This is a genomic window from Oscillibacter valericigenes (genome assembly GCF_016902445.1).
Taxonomy (GTDB): Bacteria; Bacillota; Clostridia; order Oscillospirales; family Oscillospiraceae; genus Oscillibacter; species Oscillibacter avistercoris.
In genome coordinates this window covers 1-13051 of sequence record NZ_JACSNX010000011.1, presented here as the reverse complement: position 1 = coordinate 13051, position 13051 = coordinate 1, and the positions used below count along the sequence as shown (strand labels likewise).

At 58.5% G+C, this 13051-nt stretch carries 13 protein-coding genes, 1 tRNA gene and 1 rRNA gene; 9 read left to right on the top strand and 6 right to left on the bottom strand.

Features of this window, described 5'->3' with window-relative positions; genetic code table 11:
• Positions 1-419: 419 nt before the first annotated feature.
• Positions 420-722, top strand: coding sequence for a DUF6809 family protein (locus H9X91_RS08455; RefSeq protein ID WP_204804290.1), 303 nt, complete (start codon positions 420-422; stop codon positions 720-722).
• 71 nt (positions 723-793) lie between these two features.
• Here H9X91_RS08455 and H9X91_RS08450 read toward each other — a convergent pair whose 3' ends face one another.
• Positions 794-1888, bottom strand: a complete 1095-nt coding sequence (locus H9X91_RS08450) for a DUF6076 domain-containing protein (protein WP_204804289.1) — start codon at positions 1886-1888, stop codon at positions 794-796.
• Positions 1889-2371: 483 nt separating this feature from the next.
• Between H9X91_RS08450 and H9X91_RS08445 the strand changes: the two genes are divergently transcribed.
• The 5 genes from H9X91_RS08445 to H9X91_RS08425 all read left to right on the top strand — a co-directional run bounded on the left by H9X91_RS08445 (position 2372) and on the right by H9X91_RS08425 (position 8174).
• Positions 2372-3439 (top strand): AAA family ATPase, encoded by a 1068-nt coding sequence (locus H9X91_RS08445; protein ID WP_204804288.1) that lies wholly within the window; start codon positions 2372-2374, stop codon positions 3437-3439.
• Positions 3440-3789: 350 nt separating this feature from the next.
• The gene (locus H9X91_RS14710) at positions 3790-4116 is read left to right on the top strand and encodes a plasmid mobilization protein (protein WP_204804287.1); all 327 of its coding nucleotides are present in this window, start codon (positions 3790-3792) and stop codon (positions 4114-4116) included.
• Positions 4117-4119: 3 nt separating this feature from the next.
• Entirely contained in the window at positions 4120-5619 is a 1500-nt protein-coding gene (locus H9X91_RS08435) for a relaxase/mobilization nuclease domain-containing protein (protein WP_204804285.1), read from the top strand.
• Positions 5620-5661: 42 nt separating this feature from the next.
• Entirely contained in the window at positions 5662-6870 is a 1209-nt protein-coding gene (locus H9X91_RS08430; RefSeq protein ID WP_204804283.1) for a tyrosine-type recombinase/integrase, read from the top strand.
• Between the two features lie 128 nt (positions 6871-6998).
• Positions 6999-8174 (top strand): tyrosine-type recombinase/integrase, encoded by a 1176-nt coding sequence (locus H9X91_RS08425; protein ID WP_204804281.1) that lies wholly within the window; start codon positions 6999-7001, stop codon positions 8172-8174.
• A gap of 75 nt (positions 8175-8249) precedes the next feature.
• Here H9X91_RS08425 and fic read toward each other — a convergent pair whose 3' ends face one another.
• Together fic and H9X91_RS08415 are read right to left on the bottom strand one after the other, a co-directional pair.
• Positions 8250-8855, bottom strand: a complete 606-nt coding sequence (gene fic / locus H9X91_RS08420) for a protein adenylyltransferase Fic (protein ID WP_204804279.1) — start codon at positions 8853-8855, stop codon at positions 8250-8252.
• Between the two features lie 61 nt (positions 8856-8916).
• Positions 8917-8993 (bottom strand) — tRNA-Arg (locus H9X91_RS08415).
• 363 nt (positions 8994-9356) lie between these two features.
• Here H9X91_RS08415 and H9X91_RS08410 point away from each other — a divergent pair.
• The 3 genes from H9X91_RS08410 to H9X91_RS08400 all read left to right on the top strand — a co-directional run bounded on the left by H9X91_RS08410 (position 9357) and on the right by H9X91_RS08400 (position 11340).
• Positions 9357-9986 (top strand): redox-sensing transcriptional repressor Rex, encoded by a 630-nt coding sequence (locus tag H9X91_RS08410; protein ID WP_204804277.1) that lies wholly within the window; start codon positions 9357-9359, stop codon positions 9984-9986.
• Between the two features lie 25 nt (positions 9987-10011).
• Positions 10012-11103 carry an S-layer homology domain-containing protein gene (locus H9X91_RS08405; protein ID WP_204804275.1) on the top strand — a complete coding sequence of 364 codons (1092 nt, stop codon included), beginning with the start codon at positions 10012-10014 and terminating at the stop codon, positions 11101-11103.
• Between the two features lie 81 nt (positions 11104-11184).
• Entirely contained in the window at positions 11185-11340 is a 156-nt protein-coding gene (locus H9X91_RS08400) for a hypothetical protein (protein ID WP_204804273.1), read from the top strand.
• A 278-nt stretch (positions 11341-11618) separates the two neighbouring features.
• On the opposite strand, the gene H9X91_RS08395 is transcribed toward H9X91_RS08400, so the two are convergent.
• The 3 genes from H9X91_RS08395 to rrf form a co-directional block, all read right to left on the bottom strand.
• Positions 11619-12191, bottom strand: coding sequence for a manganese efflux pump MntP (locus tag H9X91_RS08395; protein WP_204804271.1), 573 nt, complete (start codon positions 12189-12191; stop codon positions 11619-11621).
• A 15-nt stretch (positions 12192-12206) separates the two neighbouring features.
• Positions 12207-12887 carry a DNA/RNA nuclease SfsA gene (gene sfsA / locus H9X91_RS08390; RefSeq protein WP_204804269.1) on the bottom strand — a complete coding sequence of 227 codons (681 nt, stop codon included), beginning with the start codon at positions 12885-12887 and terminating at the stop codon, positions 12207-12209.
• Positions 12888-12946: 59 nt separating this feature from the next.
• A 5S ribosomal RNA gene (gene rrf / locus H9X91_RS08385) occupies positions 12947-13051 on the bottom strand; the annotation flags it as partial.

Genomic DNA, 13051 nt, shown 5'->3' with positions numbered 1-13051 from the left:
GTTCATCCCCTTGATGCAGGCTTCTGTTGGCTTTAGCCAGCTTTGCAAAAAATGACGGCAAAGTCCCGGAGGAATTGTGTTGCAATTTCTCCGGGACTTTCTTGGATAGTAGTCGAATAATTGTCGCCTGCCAGTGATTCCTTCAGTAGTCCACCAGAATCTTCTCACCACACAGATCTTGAACTGCTTTATCAAACCACATATTGCAGACTGTCACCCATAGAGAACGATCCCCTCCCAATCCAATTTATGTATAAAGCTCTGGTGATTGCTTACATGCTGATATCATTTCACAGGTGTTACATCACATTCCTCATTTGTAAGTAACCTTTTCAACTTTGGATAAGGTATGGACGAAAAAGCAGTAGCTATTTTTCTCGGCCTGTGGTATGGTGTCTTGCTGCAAGGAGGCGAGACACATGAACGAGACCCTGAGATCACTGTACGACCGATTCTACACCCCTCTGCCCTTGGCGGAGTACGAACAGGAAGTCGAGACCTGCCACCGCCAGCTGATCGAGCGGTTGGAAAAGCCAGAGAGGAAACTGGTGTTGCAGATCATCGACACCCAGAACCACATCATCGAAGAGCGGTCCCTGGACAGCTTTCTCTGCGGATTCCGTCTGGCATGGGAATTGGCCGGCGAATTGAATCATTACCAAGAAAACAGGCATCTGTCATCAGCCGAAGAAGCTGAGACAGATGCCTGTTCCGTTTCGTAAAACTTGCCGACAAAATAAACTACCACACAGCACAGGAAGCCTGTCCCTCTCGGGACAGGCCTCCTGCTTTCTCACAGCTCATTGAGTTTTTTCACATACGCTTCCTTGGTCATCTTCCGGGCCGTGAACGCGTCCTTCAGCTCCTGGGCCTGTGCCACCTGCCGGTTCCACTCGTCTACGGTGATCCGGCCTCGCCGCTTCCGTGCCTTCAAGCGGTTATAGGTCCGGTTGTACTCCCGGGCCGCCGTCTCCGTCTTCTGCTTCTCCTTCTCCCGCTCATGGGCGCCCACCTTCCGGCAGGTCTTTCCGTTGGTGCCCGGCACCACCCGGTTGCAGTAGCGGGTATCATATCCGCCCATCGCCAGGAACCACCGGCGGCAGTGAGCGCAGCGCCGGGGTAGATTTCCGGCGGCCATCCCCTTGTACAGGTCCATGTACAAAAAGCCCGGGAGGCTCTCAAAGGTCATCTGCTCCGCCAGCGTCGGCCGGCGGGTCTTCGGGTCCAGAACGGGAACCAGCGAGATGTTCACGGGAAACGTAAAGGAGATCGTGTCCAGATCCACGGTTCGATCCTCCCACTCCTCTCCCTCATCCTCCACGTCCTGCTTTGCCTGCATTGCGTCCTCGATCACATCCCGGTATCGGGCATAGGCCCGGATATAGTCCTGCCGCCTTCTGGACGGCAGTTCCTGAAAGAACTCGTCCAGCATCCACTGCGTGTTTTTGACAAAGGACTGCAGCTCGTCCTCCAGATGCTCCAGCTTCCCCTTCCACCGGATGTATCCCTCGTTGCGGGGCGTCCCCGGCGTCAGCATCTCGTCCAGCAGGTCCTGGTGCCCGCGCAGATAGGGGATCAGGCCGGGCAGCCGGTGGCCCTCCACCATCAGCTTGTTGTACACCGGCAGCTTCCCCAACACCTGCCACAGCTCCCGCATGGCATGGAACGCCGCGGCCGCGCTGGACACATCTCTGGCCGCCAGGAATACCTGGAACTCCTCCTGAAACCGCTTCAGCGGCTGACGGATCTCCGCAGCTCTGTTCCACCCGCACTCCATCATCTCCACGGCAAAGGTCCCCAGGGGATAGTGCTTCCCGCCCACGATGCTCTCACCCGGTGTGAAATCCACCCGAAAGTAATCCACCGCGTCCTGATTCATGTAATACATGGTCTGCCGCGCCCCCTTCTGTACCCGATAGAGTTTAAATCCTTTACCCGAATTTCTCTCATGGGTGCAAAACCGTGTCCCCAGGCCTTGCAACGGTTTGCGTATCTGTTATACTGGTCTTGTACCCGATCAGTATATCACGCATTGATTTGGTACGCAACCCCCTGCACCTTGACAACCGCATCCCCACCGCCGGAGGGCACATGCTCCAGGGGCAGTATCGCCGGGACTTCGCTGGCTGTGCGACAGCGAACGAGCGTACCGATGGAGCAGGGAGCGCGCCGGTGCGGGGCATCCAGATCACAAGGAGGTGAGAGACGATCATCCGCCGCAGCAAAAGGAAAACCGCCAAACTGCTGCAACAGTCTGGCGGCACGCCGCGTTTCGAAAAACACAGCTCCCATCTGTGTTCAGTCTAACAGAGAGCCTGCCGAAACGCAAGATTTTCTTCCTCTGAATTTCAAAAACCATCAGGAGGTTCTCATGCCAACGAAAAAACTCAACACCATTGATGCCGACACCCTGCAGACCATCGCCTACGAGCCGCTCACCTTCCTTGTGGAGGATCTGCTGCCCCAGGGACTGCACCTGTTGGCCGGCGCGCCGAAGATCGGCAAGTCCTGGCTGGCGCTGTGGCTGTGTCTCCGGGTGGCGCGGGGCGAACCCCTCTGGAACTTTCCCACGCACCCGTGCGAGGTCCTCTACCTCTGTCTGGAGGACAGCTTCCAGCGCATCCAGAGCCGGCTCTTCGATCTCACCGAGGACGCGCCGCCCACGCTGTACTTCGCCGTCATGGCGGAGCAGCTCCACAGCGGGCTGGTGGAACAGATCGAGCAGTTCCTCAAGGAGCATCCGGCCACCGGGCTCGTGGTCATCGACACGCTGCAGCGCATCCGCACCGTGAGCAATGACGTGAGCCCCTACGCCAACGACTACCGGGACATCGGCGTGCTCAAGGGTCTGGCGGACCGGCACCGCATCGCCGTGCTGCTGGTCCATCACCTGCGCAAGCTGGGCGACGACGATCCCATGAACATGATCTCCGGCACCACGGGCCTCAGCGGTGCCACGGACTCCAACTTCGTACTCCGCAAGAGCAAGCGGCGGGAGAACACCGCCACCCTCTACTGCACGGGCAGAGACATCGCCTACCGGGAGCTGTCTCTGGAGTTCAACAGCGACACTCACATCTGGGATCTGCTCTCGGACGACTGCGAACAGGCCGGCGAACCGCACGGGCGCATCCTGGCGCTCCTCTCCCCGCTGCTGCGGGAGCAGCAGGAGATCTGCGCCCCTGCCAAGGTGCTGCTGGAAAAGATCGACCCTGCCGGTGCGGAGGGCCTGACGCCCAACAGCTTCTCTCACCAGATCCGCAAAAGCGTTGACGCCCTAAGGCGCAGCGGTATTACCGTGTCCTTCCGCAAGAGCAACGGAGAGCGGCTCATCTGCCTGCGGAGGGCCGATGGTGTCGATGATCCCGCTGCCGTGAAGAGCGTCACCATCGACCCTGTGGCGGCCGCTGCGGCCCCTCTGAGGGGCTTTCCCGCCTGACGGGACTCCGTTCCCCGTCCCCGGCGGAAGGGCCGCTGTTGGCCCTCAAACCGCCGGAAAACGCGGGAGATGTGGGGGACGGGTCTCCGCCGCCCGCTGCCTTGCAACGGGAGGATCGGCGGAGAGCAAGCATCGCCTTTGGCTGTTCACGCCCGCCCACAGGCGGCCGCGTACAGCCTTCGGCATCTCCTTGCGGGCAGAAGCCCTGCACCCACTCCAAGTTGCGCATACTTCTGAGGAAGTGCAGAAAACCGCCTCCGGCAGCGCAACTTCAAAGGGGACCAGTCCCCCTTTGAAAATTCCCCAGCTCTCCGAGGGAGACGAAAAGATTTGAGACAGGAGGTAACCCTGTGAGCAAGAAACCCAATCGAACGAAATCCGTTCCTCTGACGTTTTACGTGACCGAGGCGGACTCTCAGCGCATCCACCGCAAGGCGGAAGCGTGCGGTGTAAGCCTTACCAAATACCTGACCGACTGCGCTGTCGGCAAGGAGATCATCCGGATCGACGCGCTGACGGAATTCACAAAAGCCCTGAAGGCCCAGGGCAACAACCTCAACCAGCTCACCACCCTAGCCAACATGGGACGAATCACCGCCGTGAATGTCCAGGAGGCCTGTGCCCTCTACGCCGACATCCAGCGATCTCTCAAGACGCTGTTGGAGAGGACGGTGTGACACATGGCCATCGTCACAGCTGTCAACCGTCCCCGTGGTCAGACCTGCGGCGGCATGAGTGCGGTGCTCCAATACGTGATGAAGGAGGAAAAGACCGCTTATCAGGGCCGCCATCTGGTGACCGGCGTGAACTGTCAGGCAAACTCCTGCTGCACCGAGTTCATCAGCACCAAGCTGCAATACGGAAAGGACAACGGCCGCATGTACTATCACTTCGTCCAGTCCTTCCATCCGGAGGAACCGGTCACACCGGAGCTGGCGCACCAGATTGCACTGGAGCTGGCACAGCAGTGGAAGGACTACGAGGTCATCGTGGCCACCCACACGGACCGCGAGCACATCCACTCCCACTTCATCGTCAACTCCGTCAGCTTCCAGACCGGCAGGAAGCTCCACTTTGAAAAGACGGACCTGACGCAGCTCCGCCAAGTCTCAGACACGCTGTGCATGCGGTATGGTCTGTCCGTCTGCCAGCCAAAGCGTCAGCAGATGGTCTCCCGCCCCACCCAGGCGGAGTACCGGATCGCTGCCAGAGGGCAGAGCTGGAAGGTGCGGCTTGCCATGCAGATCAACGAGGCCATGAAGTACGCCGTCTCCCGGGAGCAGTTCCTGGAACTGATGGAGAGCGAGGGCTACACGGTTCTCTGGACAGCAAACCGCAAGAACATCACCTACACCACCCCCGACGGCTACCGCTGCTGGGATTACAAACTCCATGATACGAAATATCTGAAAGGAGCGATGGAAGATGAGTTCCGCATTCGAGAAACACGCTTCGCCCATGGACGAGCTGCTGGCCATGCAGCAAAGCGCGCTCCAGGCGAATTTGAACAAGGCATCCAATATACAAAAAGCCGTTACACTGACGGAGGCCAACTGGATGGGTCTGACCCAGGCCATGGAGCTGACGGGGAACTCCATCCTCAAGGCCCAGGAGACACTGGAGCGTCTCCCCACAACGCAGGAGATGAACACACTGCTGGCAGGACAAGCCGGCAATCTCACGGCAGCACACACCGAAGCGGTGCAGCAGATCCAGAAGACCGTGCAGGCACTGCTGGAGACCAGCAGAGAGAACCTGCAGTGGATGCAGGAAGAAATGCAGGAGACCCGCGCCGCCAGCCAGCGGGAGAGCGAGAAGCTGCTGAAGGAATTCCAATCACAGGCTGGGAAGATCAGCGAAACATACTCCTCGCGTCTTTCCAGGGCAGAGGACACGCTGCGAGAGTCCGCCAACTCTATCAGATGGAAGATGTACATCCCCACCATCATCCTGGTGCTGTGGGAATTGGTGCGGCATCTGTGGCTGCGGGAATGAGTCTGCTGGAGGACTCCAGTGATGACCCGGAGGATCGCCGCCGGCAGATGGAGGCTCGTGAGGCCGCGCAGAATCTGGGCGCTGTCATCGGCCTGGCCGCCGGAGCCGTCGGTGCGGCAGCCGGGCTACACCAAAAGGACACACCCAAACCGGACGAGCCACAGATGAAACAGACGCTGGGGTGACACCCCGCTTGAAAAATTGGAAGAAAGGAATCAGACACAACTATGGCAAGTATCAAGCAGCTTCAAACGCGAAAATATAAAATCACCGTCAGCAATGGGTACCGGCCTGACGGAAGAAAAATCAGCCGGGCCAAGACCATCACCGTGCCGGACACTGTCCGCAAACAGCAGATCCCCCAGTATGTGGCACACCAGGCAGAGGAATTTGAACGGCTGGTGAAAAACGGATTCTGCGAGGACAGCAGCATGCGCTTCGAGGAATACGCCCGCCGGTGGCTGGACCGGCAGTCCCGGTACGCACCCAGCACGCTGGCCTCCTATCGCAGAATGCTGGAGGTGGTGTTCCCCTACATCGGCGCCATTCCCCTCTGCCGCTTGCGACCCATCAACATGGAGAACCTATTGGAAGAGCTGCGGAAACGAACCTGTCACGGAAAGCCTGTCCAGGAGACAACCGTCCAGAAGTATCTGACGGTGGTGTCCGCTGTCCTCAGCGACGCCAAGCGGAATGAGATCCTGGAAAAGAATCCGGCTCGTATGGTGGCACTGCCACACACCCAGCGGGCCATCCAGCGCGTCCCGTCCCAGGCCGAGGTGCAAAAACTTCTGGGTGCCCTGGCGCGGGAGCCCCGGCACTACCGGATGTTCTATCTGCTCTCCCTGTATACTGGGTGCCGCCGTGGCGAGCTGTGCGCCCTGCAATGGTCCGACTTCACCTTCAGAAAGAACTCCCTGCTTCTCACTATCAGCCGCTCCCGCAGCAATGTGGCCGGCAAGGGCATCGTGGAAGGCTCTACCAAAAATGGCCGCAGCCGGGAGATCTATCTCTCCGGCGATCTGTGCGGGATCATCAACAGCTACCACCACCGCAAAAAGATGGAGGCTGATCAGGCCCACCGCAAGCTCAGCCTCTACCTCTTCACCGACGAACACGGACAGCTCATCCACCCCGATACCTTCACCAAGCGGCTGCGGAAAATCTATGAGTCCATCGGCTTCCCAAAGGAATACCACCTTCATACCCTGCGCCACTACTTCGTGACCGCGCTGCTCCACTGCGGCGTGGACAAGCAGACTGTCGCCAATCTGGTGGGCCACGGTGACACGGGATTCTTGGAGCGCACCTACTGCCACCCTCAGCAGGCGCAAAAGGAACAGGCGGCAGACACCATGCTCACGGTGCTCCGCCCGGATGGCAGGCCCCTCTTCAACCTGGCCGCGGCGTGTATGGAAAAGCGTCGGGGGGCGTAATTGTCGGTTTCGTAGAAAAATGGAGTTTGCAAAAGTTGTGATAGCTTTTAGCGGTTGCTTTCGGTATGGTGTGTTTGCCAAACAGGCCTCAGCTGGAACGAGGCCAAGGAAAGAGAGGTCAACACCATATGGCAAGCATCCGAAAACGGGGAAACAGCTATCTCATCGTGGTCTCCATGGGGTACGACTATAAAGGCGCGCGCATCAAGCCCCGGCAGAAAACCGTTCATCCGCCCGAAGGGCTGACGCCAAAACAGAGAGAGAAATGGCTTCAGGAACAGGCGGTGCTCTTCGAGCGATCCTGCCGGGATACTCCGGAAGAAACCACAAAGCCCATCACTCTGGCCGCCTACATCGATCTGTGGCTGCGGGAGATTGCCCCCGGCAAGCTGGCCAAGTCCACCATCCGCCGGGACCAGCAGGACATCGTCCGCATTCTCCCTGCCCTGGGCCACTACAAGCTCACAGAGCTGCGGCCGGAACACTTCCGGGCCTTCTACGCCCAGCTCCGTGAAACCGTCAGCACGGAAACCAAAAAGCCACTCTCCGAGTACACCGTTGAGGGCGTGCACGCTACGCTGTGCAGCATTCTCTCCGATGCCGTGGAGGGTGGCTTTCTGCGACATAACCCTGCCTGGCGCACCTACCGCTACGCGGGACGAAAGGCAGAGAAGAAAATCGCTGACGCGGAGACCGTGGGAAAGATCATCTCCGCCCTGGAGGACGAGAGCATCAAGTATGAGACCTACTTCAAGCTGGTGATCGCCACAGGCATGCGCCGTGGTGAGTGCTGCGCCCTGCAATGGGGCGACATTGACTGGGAGCAGCGATCCATCCACATCCGCCGGAACGCGGTGAAGGTGACGGACGAGGAGATCTTCACCAAGGCTCCCAAAACTGTCTCCGGAGACCGCTACGTCTACTTCTCTCTGGAGATGGAGTCTCTGCTGAGAGAATACCGTCAGGAGTGCGCGTGGGAGACGGAGGCCTATGACGGCAGAGAACTGGAGGACGGGGACTTCCTGTTCCGCCGCAAGGGCTGCCGCCTTCCCATGACGCCCTCCACCTTCACCTGGCGGTTCAAGCTAATCCTGAAAAAGCACGGCCTGCCGGAATATCTGAACGTCCACTCCCTGCGGCACACCAACGCCAGCCTGCTCATCGCAAACGGCACGGACGTGGCCACGGTGGCAGGCCTCCTGGGCCACAGCCAGCCATCCACCACGCTGGACATCTATACCCATGCCTTCGATAAGAACAAACTGGCGGCCAGCCGGGTGCTCCAGGACGGGCTGGAGATCTGAACATGTGGTCTGGAATGATTAAGAGGCAGGAACCGAATCGGTTCCTGCCTCTTTTTTTGCTGTAACATGAGATGTTCACAGTTCCTCAGCCTTGAAGGCCGTATAGCCCTCATAGTAGTAGCTGTGGTCAATGCCTTTCATATAGACATCCCGGCTGTCGATCTCGTCCGTAAGCGCGTTTTTCAGGATATGCTTGATCTCCGTATCCCGAATCGGGCTGCGTTCCATGGCCAGCAGATAATCCTCTTTATCCACGCGGCTCCAGTCGACCACCTGATGAAGCTCTGCTTTCAGCAGCAGATCCAGCCAGATGCGGGTGCTGCGCCCGTTGCCTTCCCGGAAGGGGTGGGCGATGTTCATCTCCACATACTTCTCGATGATCTCATCAAAGGTGGACTGCGGCATCTTTTCAATATTGGAGAGGGCCGCTTCCAGGTACATCACCGGAGCAAACCGGAAATTGCCCTTGGCGATGTTGACGGTACGGAGCTCGCCGGCAAAGTCATAGATGTCTTCAAAGAGATACTTGTGAATAAATTGCAGAGAGGAAAAAGTCCCCGCCTCCAGCTGATCCAGCAGGCCCTTCTCAAACAGCGAAACCGCTTTCTTTTTGCTGATCCGTTCCTCCTCGCGGGCAAGGTCGGCAGAGGATGTGAGTCCCAGTTTATTCTCGAGCGCCATGACAATCCCTCCTTTGCCTAAATGAAAACAAAAGGCACTTGCAAAAGCAAGTGCCTTTTGTTGGTACGCCCGGCTGGATTCGAACCAGTGGCCTACAGAGTCGGAGTCTGTCACTCTATCCAACTGAGCTACGGGCGCATATTCACTTGCAGGGGATTTGCGGTTGCGGGGAAACAGTGGTCAAATAGTAGTCAACGGCGGCGCTTTCGCTTGGCTTCCCAGCCGCGATCCCAGTGACCACAGGGCTTTGCGCTGTATCTCAACTGGAACCGCCGGAAATGTCGGAGTCTAACACTCTATCCAACTGAGCTACGGGCGCAGATATGAAGTTACTGCTGTCCAAACAGCTTATTTAGTATATCAACTTTTTCCTGCTTTGTAAAGTGATTCTCTAAAAAAATTTTTCAAAAAAGATTGTTAAAAAAATTGACAACTTTCTGTTTTTGGTCTAAACTTAATTGAGAATGTTTTAACAAGACCAAACCAGCTAGGAGTGATTTTTTGAAAAAGGAAAACATCTCCGACGCCGTTATCCGGCGTCTTCCAAGATATTACCGCCATCTGAATGAACTGTGCAGCCGCGGCGTCGTGCGGATCTCCTCCCATTCCCTGGGGCAGGAGATGAGCATCACCGCCTCCCAGATCCGCCAGGACTTCAGCTGCTTTGGCGAGTTCGGACAGCAGGGTTACGGTTATAATGTGGAAGAACTGAAGGCTGAGATCGGCCATATTTTGGGCGTGGACAATGATCACCATCTGATCATGATCGGCGTCGGCAATCTGGGACATGCCCTGCTGCAGAACTTTCCCTTCTCTCAGTGCGGCTTTACGGTGGATGCGGCGTTCGATGTCTCCCCCGCTGTGATCGGCACCGCTGTCAACGGGGTCCCCATCTGCTCCATGTCGGAGCTGGACACGTTTATCCAAAGCCACTCTGTGGATGTGGTGGTGCTGACCATCCCCCAGACCGTGGCGCAGGATACGGCGGACCACCTGATCAGCCTTGGTGTCAAGGGATTCTGGAACTTTACCAACATCGAGCTGAGCAGCCAGGTCCCGGATGTCCAATTTGAGAACATCCACTTTGCAGACAGCCTCCTGACCCTCAGTTACCGCATCGCAAACCGCTGACGCCAAGCGGGAAAGGGACCATGCCATGTCAAAAAAACTCAAGACTGCGCTCATCATCGTCTGTCTTTTACTTACTGTCACCGTCGTCTACGCTCTGGCTGCCGCAGGCGGTGCTTCGGATCCGCTGGCCTCTCTCTCCTATCTCACCGGTACCTTTATGGATGCTGTGGACCAGCAGGTAGAGGAAAAGCTGGACGCCGCTGACGAGGCGCTGCTGAACGGCGGCGGAGATCTCTCCGGCGGTACGGCCGCCACGTGGGCGGAGACCCGCCTGAAAGAAGGGGACGCCCTGACCGGCTCCACCGGCACCGGCGTGCTGCTTCTGGCCGGAAGCGTGCGGGTCACATTCGGATCCGGCGCTGTGGTGGACGTCACGACCGGCACCACCGTTTCCAGCGGCAGCACCCTGACAGCCAATCACCGGTATCTGGTGGCCGAGGACACGACAGCGGTGTTCGCCGTCACCTCCAAGACGGCTGTGGTGGACTATCAGGGACCGTATGCCTTCAGCGAATCCGCCAGTACGGACTACAACGCCATCGCCGCCGCTCTCAAAACCATGCATCTGTTCCAGGGCAGCTTTACCGGCTATGGGGAGGGCTATGACCTGGAAGTGGCTCCCACCCGGCTGCAGGCGCTCATCATGTTCATCCGCGTCCTGGGCGAAGAAGATGAGGCCCTGGCCTATACCGGCTCCACGCCCTTTACGGACATCGCCGCCGGGACCCAGAGTGAAAAGTATGTGGGCTACGCCTACAGCAAGGGATATACCAACGGATACTCTGCCACCACCTTCCGGCCCAGCCAGACAGTGACGGCCAGCCAGTACATGGAGTTCATCCTCCGGGCGCTGGGATACAGCTCTGCCGACAATAAGGACCTCTCCGGCACCCTGTCCAATGCCCTGGCCAACGGCGTCATCACAGAGGGGGAACTGTCCGCATTGCAGAACGGCACGTTCCTGCGGGCGGACCTGGCCTATGTCTCCTACTACGCGCTGGACGCCGTGGTGGCCGGCAGCAGCCAGACCCTGGAGGATGTCCTGCTGGACAAGGGCGTCTTTACCGCAAGAGAGGCAGCAGAGGCGGCCGCTCTCGTCACCAGCAGCCGGAAATAAAATCGGAACCCCTTTTCCGGGACGGCATACTATGGATTGAGACCGGTTCGGTCGGTCTACGATTTCATAGGAGGTTCCGGTATGTGCAATAACGGCTTTGGCGGTGGCAACTGCTGCTGGATCATCATCCTGCTGATCATCATTTGGTGCTGCTGCGGCAATGGCAGTTGGGGCGGCAACGGCTGCGGCTGTGGCTGCGGCAACAACTGCGGCTGCAATCCCAATCCCTGCTGCTGAACTTTCATAAGAGAACAGACGCCCCGGGCCGCTGCGCCCGGGGCGTCTTTGCCGGCGCAGTTCCCGGGCCGCCATTCCCGGGCCGCCATTCCCGTGCGCGCTCCGCAGTGCAGTCGCCCAGTTCCTCTGCCTGCAGCGGCGGTTCCCTCGGTATGCCGCCCGTCTGGGGCCCGTGGTCTTCATTCCGCTGTGTCCGCGCAAATGCGCAAAAAGGAAAGCAGGCGCTGAGCGCCTGCTTTCCACCCTCAGAAACACGCGGCCGGCGGGGCCGCATTCTCTCATACGATCCCCAGGTGCTCCAGCAGGATCCTGGCCCCCAGAAGGATCAGGATCAAACCGCCGGCCATCTCCGCCCATCTCTGAAACCGGGCGCCAAAAAAGGCTCCCACAGCCACGCCGACCAGAGAGAGGCAGAAAGTTGTGCATCCGATGATCGTCACCGCCGGCAGAATCTCCACCTCCAGAAAGGCAAAGGTGACGCCCACAGCCAGTGCATCGATGCTGGTGGCCACAGCCATCCCCAAAAGCTGCCGATAATCCAGCGTCACTGTTACGGCGCAGGAAGCGCTCTCCGTCTCAACAGAGCGGGATTCCCACAGCATTTTGCCGCCGATGAACGCCAGCAGTACAAACGCCAGCCAGTGATCCAGATGCTGGATATACCCGGCAAACTGCGCTCCCAGCAGCCACCCGGCCAAAGGCATCAGCGCCTGAAAGCCGCCGAAAAAAAGCGCGATCACCGCCGCATGACGCAGGTTCAGCTTCGGCATGCAGAGCCCCTGGCAGACCGCCACAGCAAAGGCATCCATAGAGAGCCCCACACCGATCAACAGCAATTCCAAAAATCCCATGTCTTTCTCTCTCCCCTACAGCATGACCGGCACCGGGGCGCGGATCTCCAGGCTGTCCGGCGTTACCCGGCAATCATAGGCGAGGATCTGGACCCCGGAGACCGCCGCCTCGCGCAGAGCCTCTCCAAATCCGGGATGGGTGGCATCATTCGGAGAAAAGCAGCGGACGCCGCTCATTTGGACTACAAAAAACAGGGTGGCCCCCAGTCCCTCGCGGGCTGCCCGCTGCAGCTCCCGGATGTGTTTCACGCCCCGCTCTGTGGGAGCGTCCGGAAAACGAACGATCCCATCCTCTTCCAGCGTAACGCCCTTGACCTCTACCAAATGCAGGCCCTTCTCTGTGGAGAGGGCAAAGTCCAAGCGGGACTCCCCATATCGAAATTCGGGCCGGATCGCCTGTACATCCGAGAGAAAATGCCCCTGTGCGGCCCACTCCTGAAAGACGCGGTTGGGCGCCTGCGCATCCATATTGATCAGCAAGTCGCCTTTTTCCACCGCGATCAGGTCATATCCCGTCTTTCGGGCAGGATTCTCCACCTGCTCCAGATATACCACTGCACCCGGTGTCAAAAGCTCCCGGCAGCGGCCGGTATTTTTTACATGGCAGACCTGAAGCCCCTGCTCCGTCTCCACATAAGCGACAAAACGGTTGGGCCGGCTGAGGAATCTCCCTTTGACAACTGTATGATATCTCAATGTCCGAATTTCCTCCCCCGTCCAAAGAAAAAAGCCACATCCATCGATGTGGCTTTCTGTGTTGGCGCTACCTATTTTCCCGGGCCGTCGCCAGCCAAGTATTGTCGGCAGGAACGAGCTTAACTACCGTGTTCGGAATGGGAACGGGTGGACCCTCGCCCTAA

Excerpts from the sequence above, each read along its gene's own strand:
- H9X91_RS08450 (WP_204804289.1), bottom strand. The coding sequence starts at position 1,888 with ATGTATTACATGAATCAGGACGCGGTGGATTACTTTCGGGTGGATTTC.
- H9X91_RS08445 (WP_204804288.1), top strand. The coding sequence starts at position 2,372 with ATGCCAACGAAAAAACTCAACACCATTGATGCCGACACCCTGCAGACC.
- H9X91_RS08405 (WP_204804275.1), top strand. The coding sequence starts at position 10,012 with ATGTCAAAAAAACTCAAGACTGCGCTCATCATCGTCTGTCTTTTACTT.
- H9X91_RS08400 (WP_204804273.1), top strand. The coding sequence starts at position 11,185 with ATGTGCAATAACGGCTTTGGCGGTGGCAACTGCTGCTGGATCATCATC.
- H9X91_RS08435 (WP_204804285.1), top strand. The coding sequence starts at position 4,120 with ATGGCCATCGTCACAGCTGTCAACCGTCCCCGTGGTCAGACCTGCGGC.
- H9X91_RS08430 (WP_204804283.1), top strand. The coding sequence starts at position 5,662 with ATGGCAAGTATCAAGCAGCTTCAAACGCGAAAATATAAAATCACCGTC.
- H9X91_RS08455 (WP_204804290.1), top strand. The coding sequence starts at position 420 with ATGAACGAGACCCTGAGATCACTGTACGACCGATTCTACACCCCTCTG.
- H9X91_RS08395 (WP_204804271.1), bottom strand. The coding sequence starts at position 12,191 with ATGGGATTTTTGGAATTGCTGTTGATCGGTGTGGGGCTCTCTATGGAT.
- H9X91_RS08425 (WP_204804281.1), top strand. The coding sequence starts at position 6,999 with ATGGCAAGCATCCGAAAACGGGGAAACAGCTATCTCATCGTGGTCTCC.
- fic (WP_204804279.1), bottom strand. The coding sequence starts at position 8,855 with ATGGCGCTCGAGAATAAACTGGGACTCACATCCTCTGCCGACCTTGCC.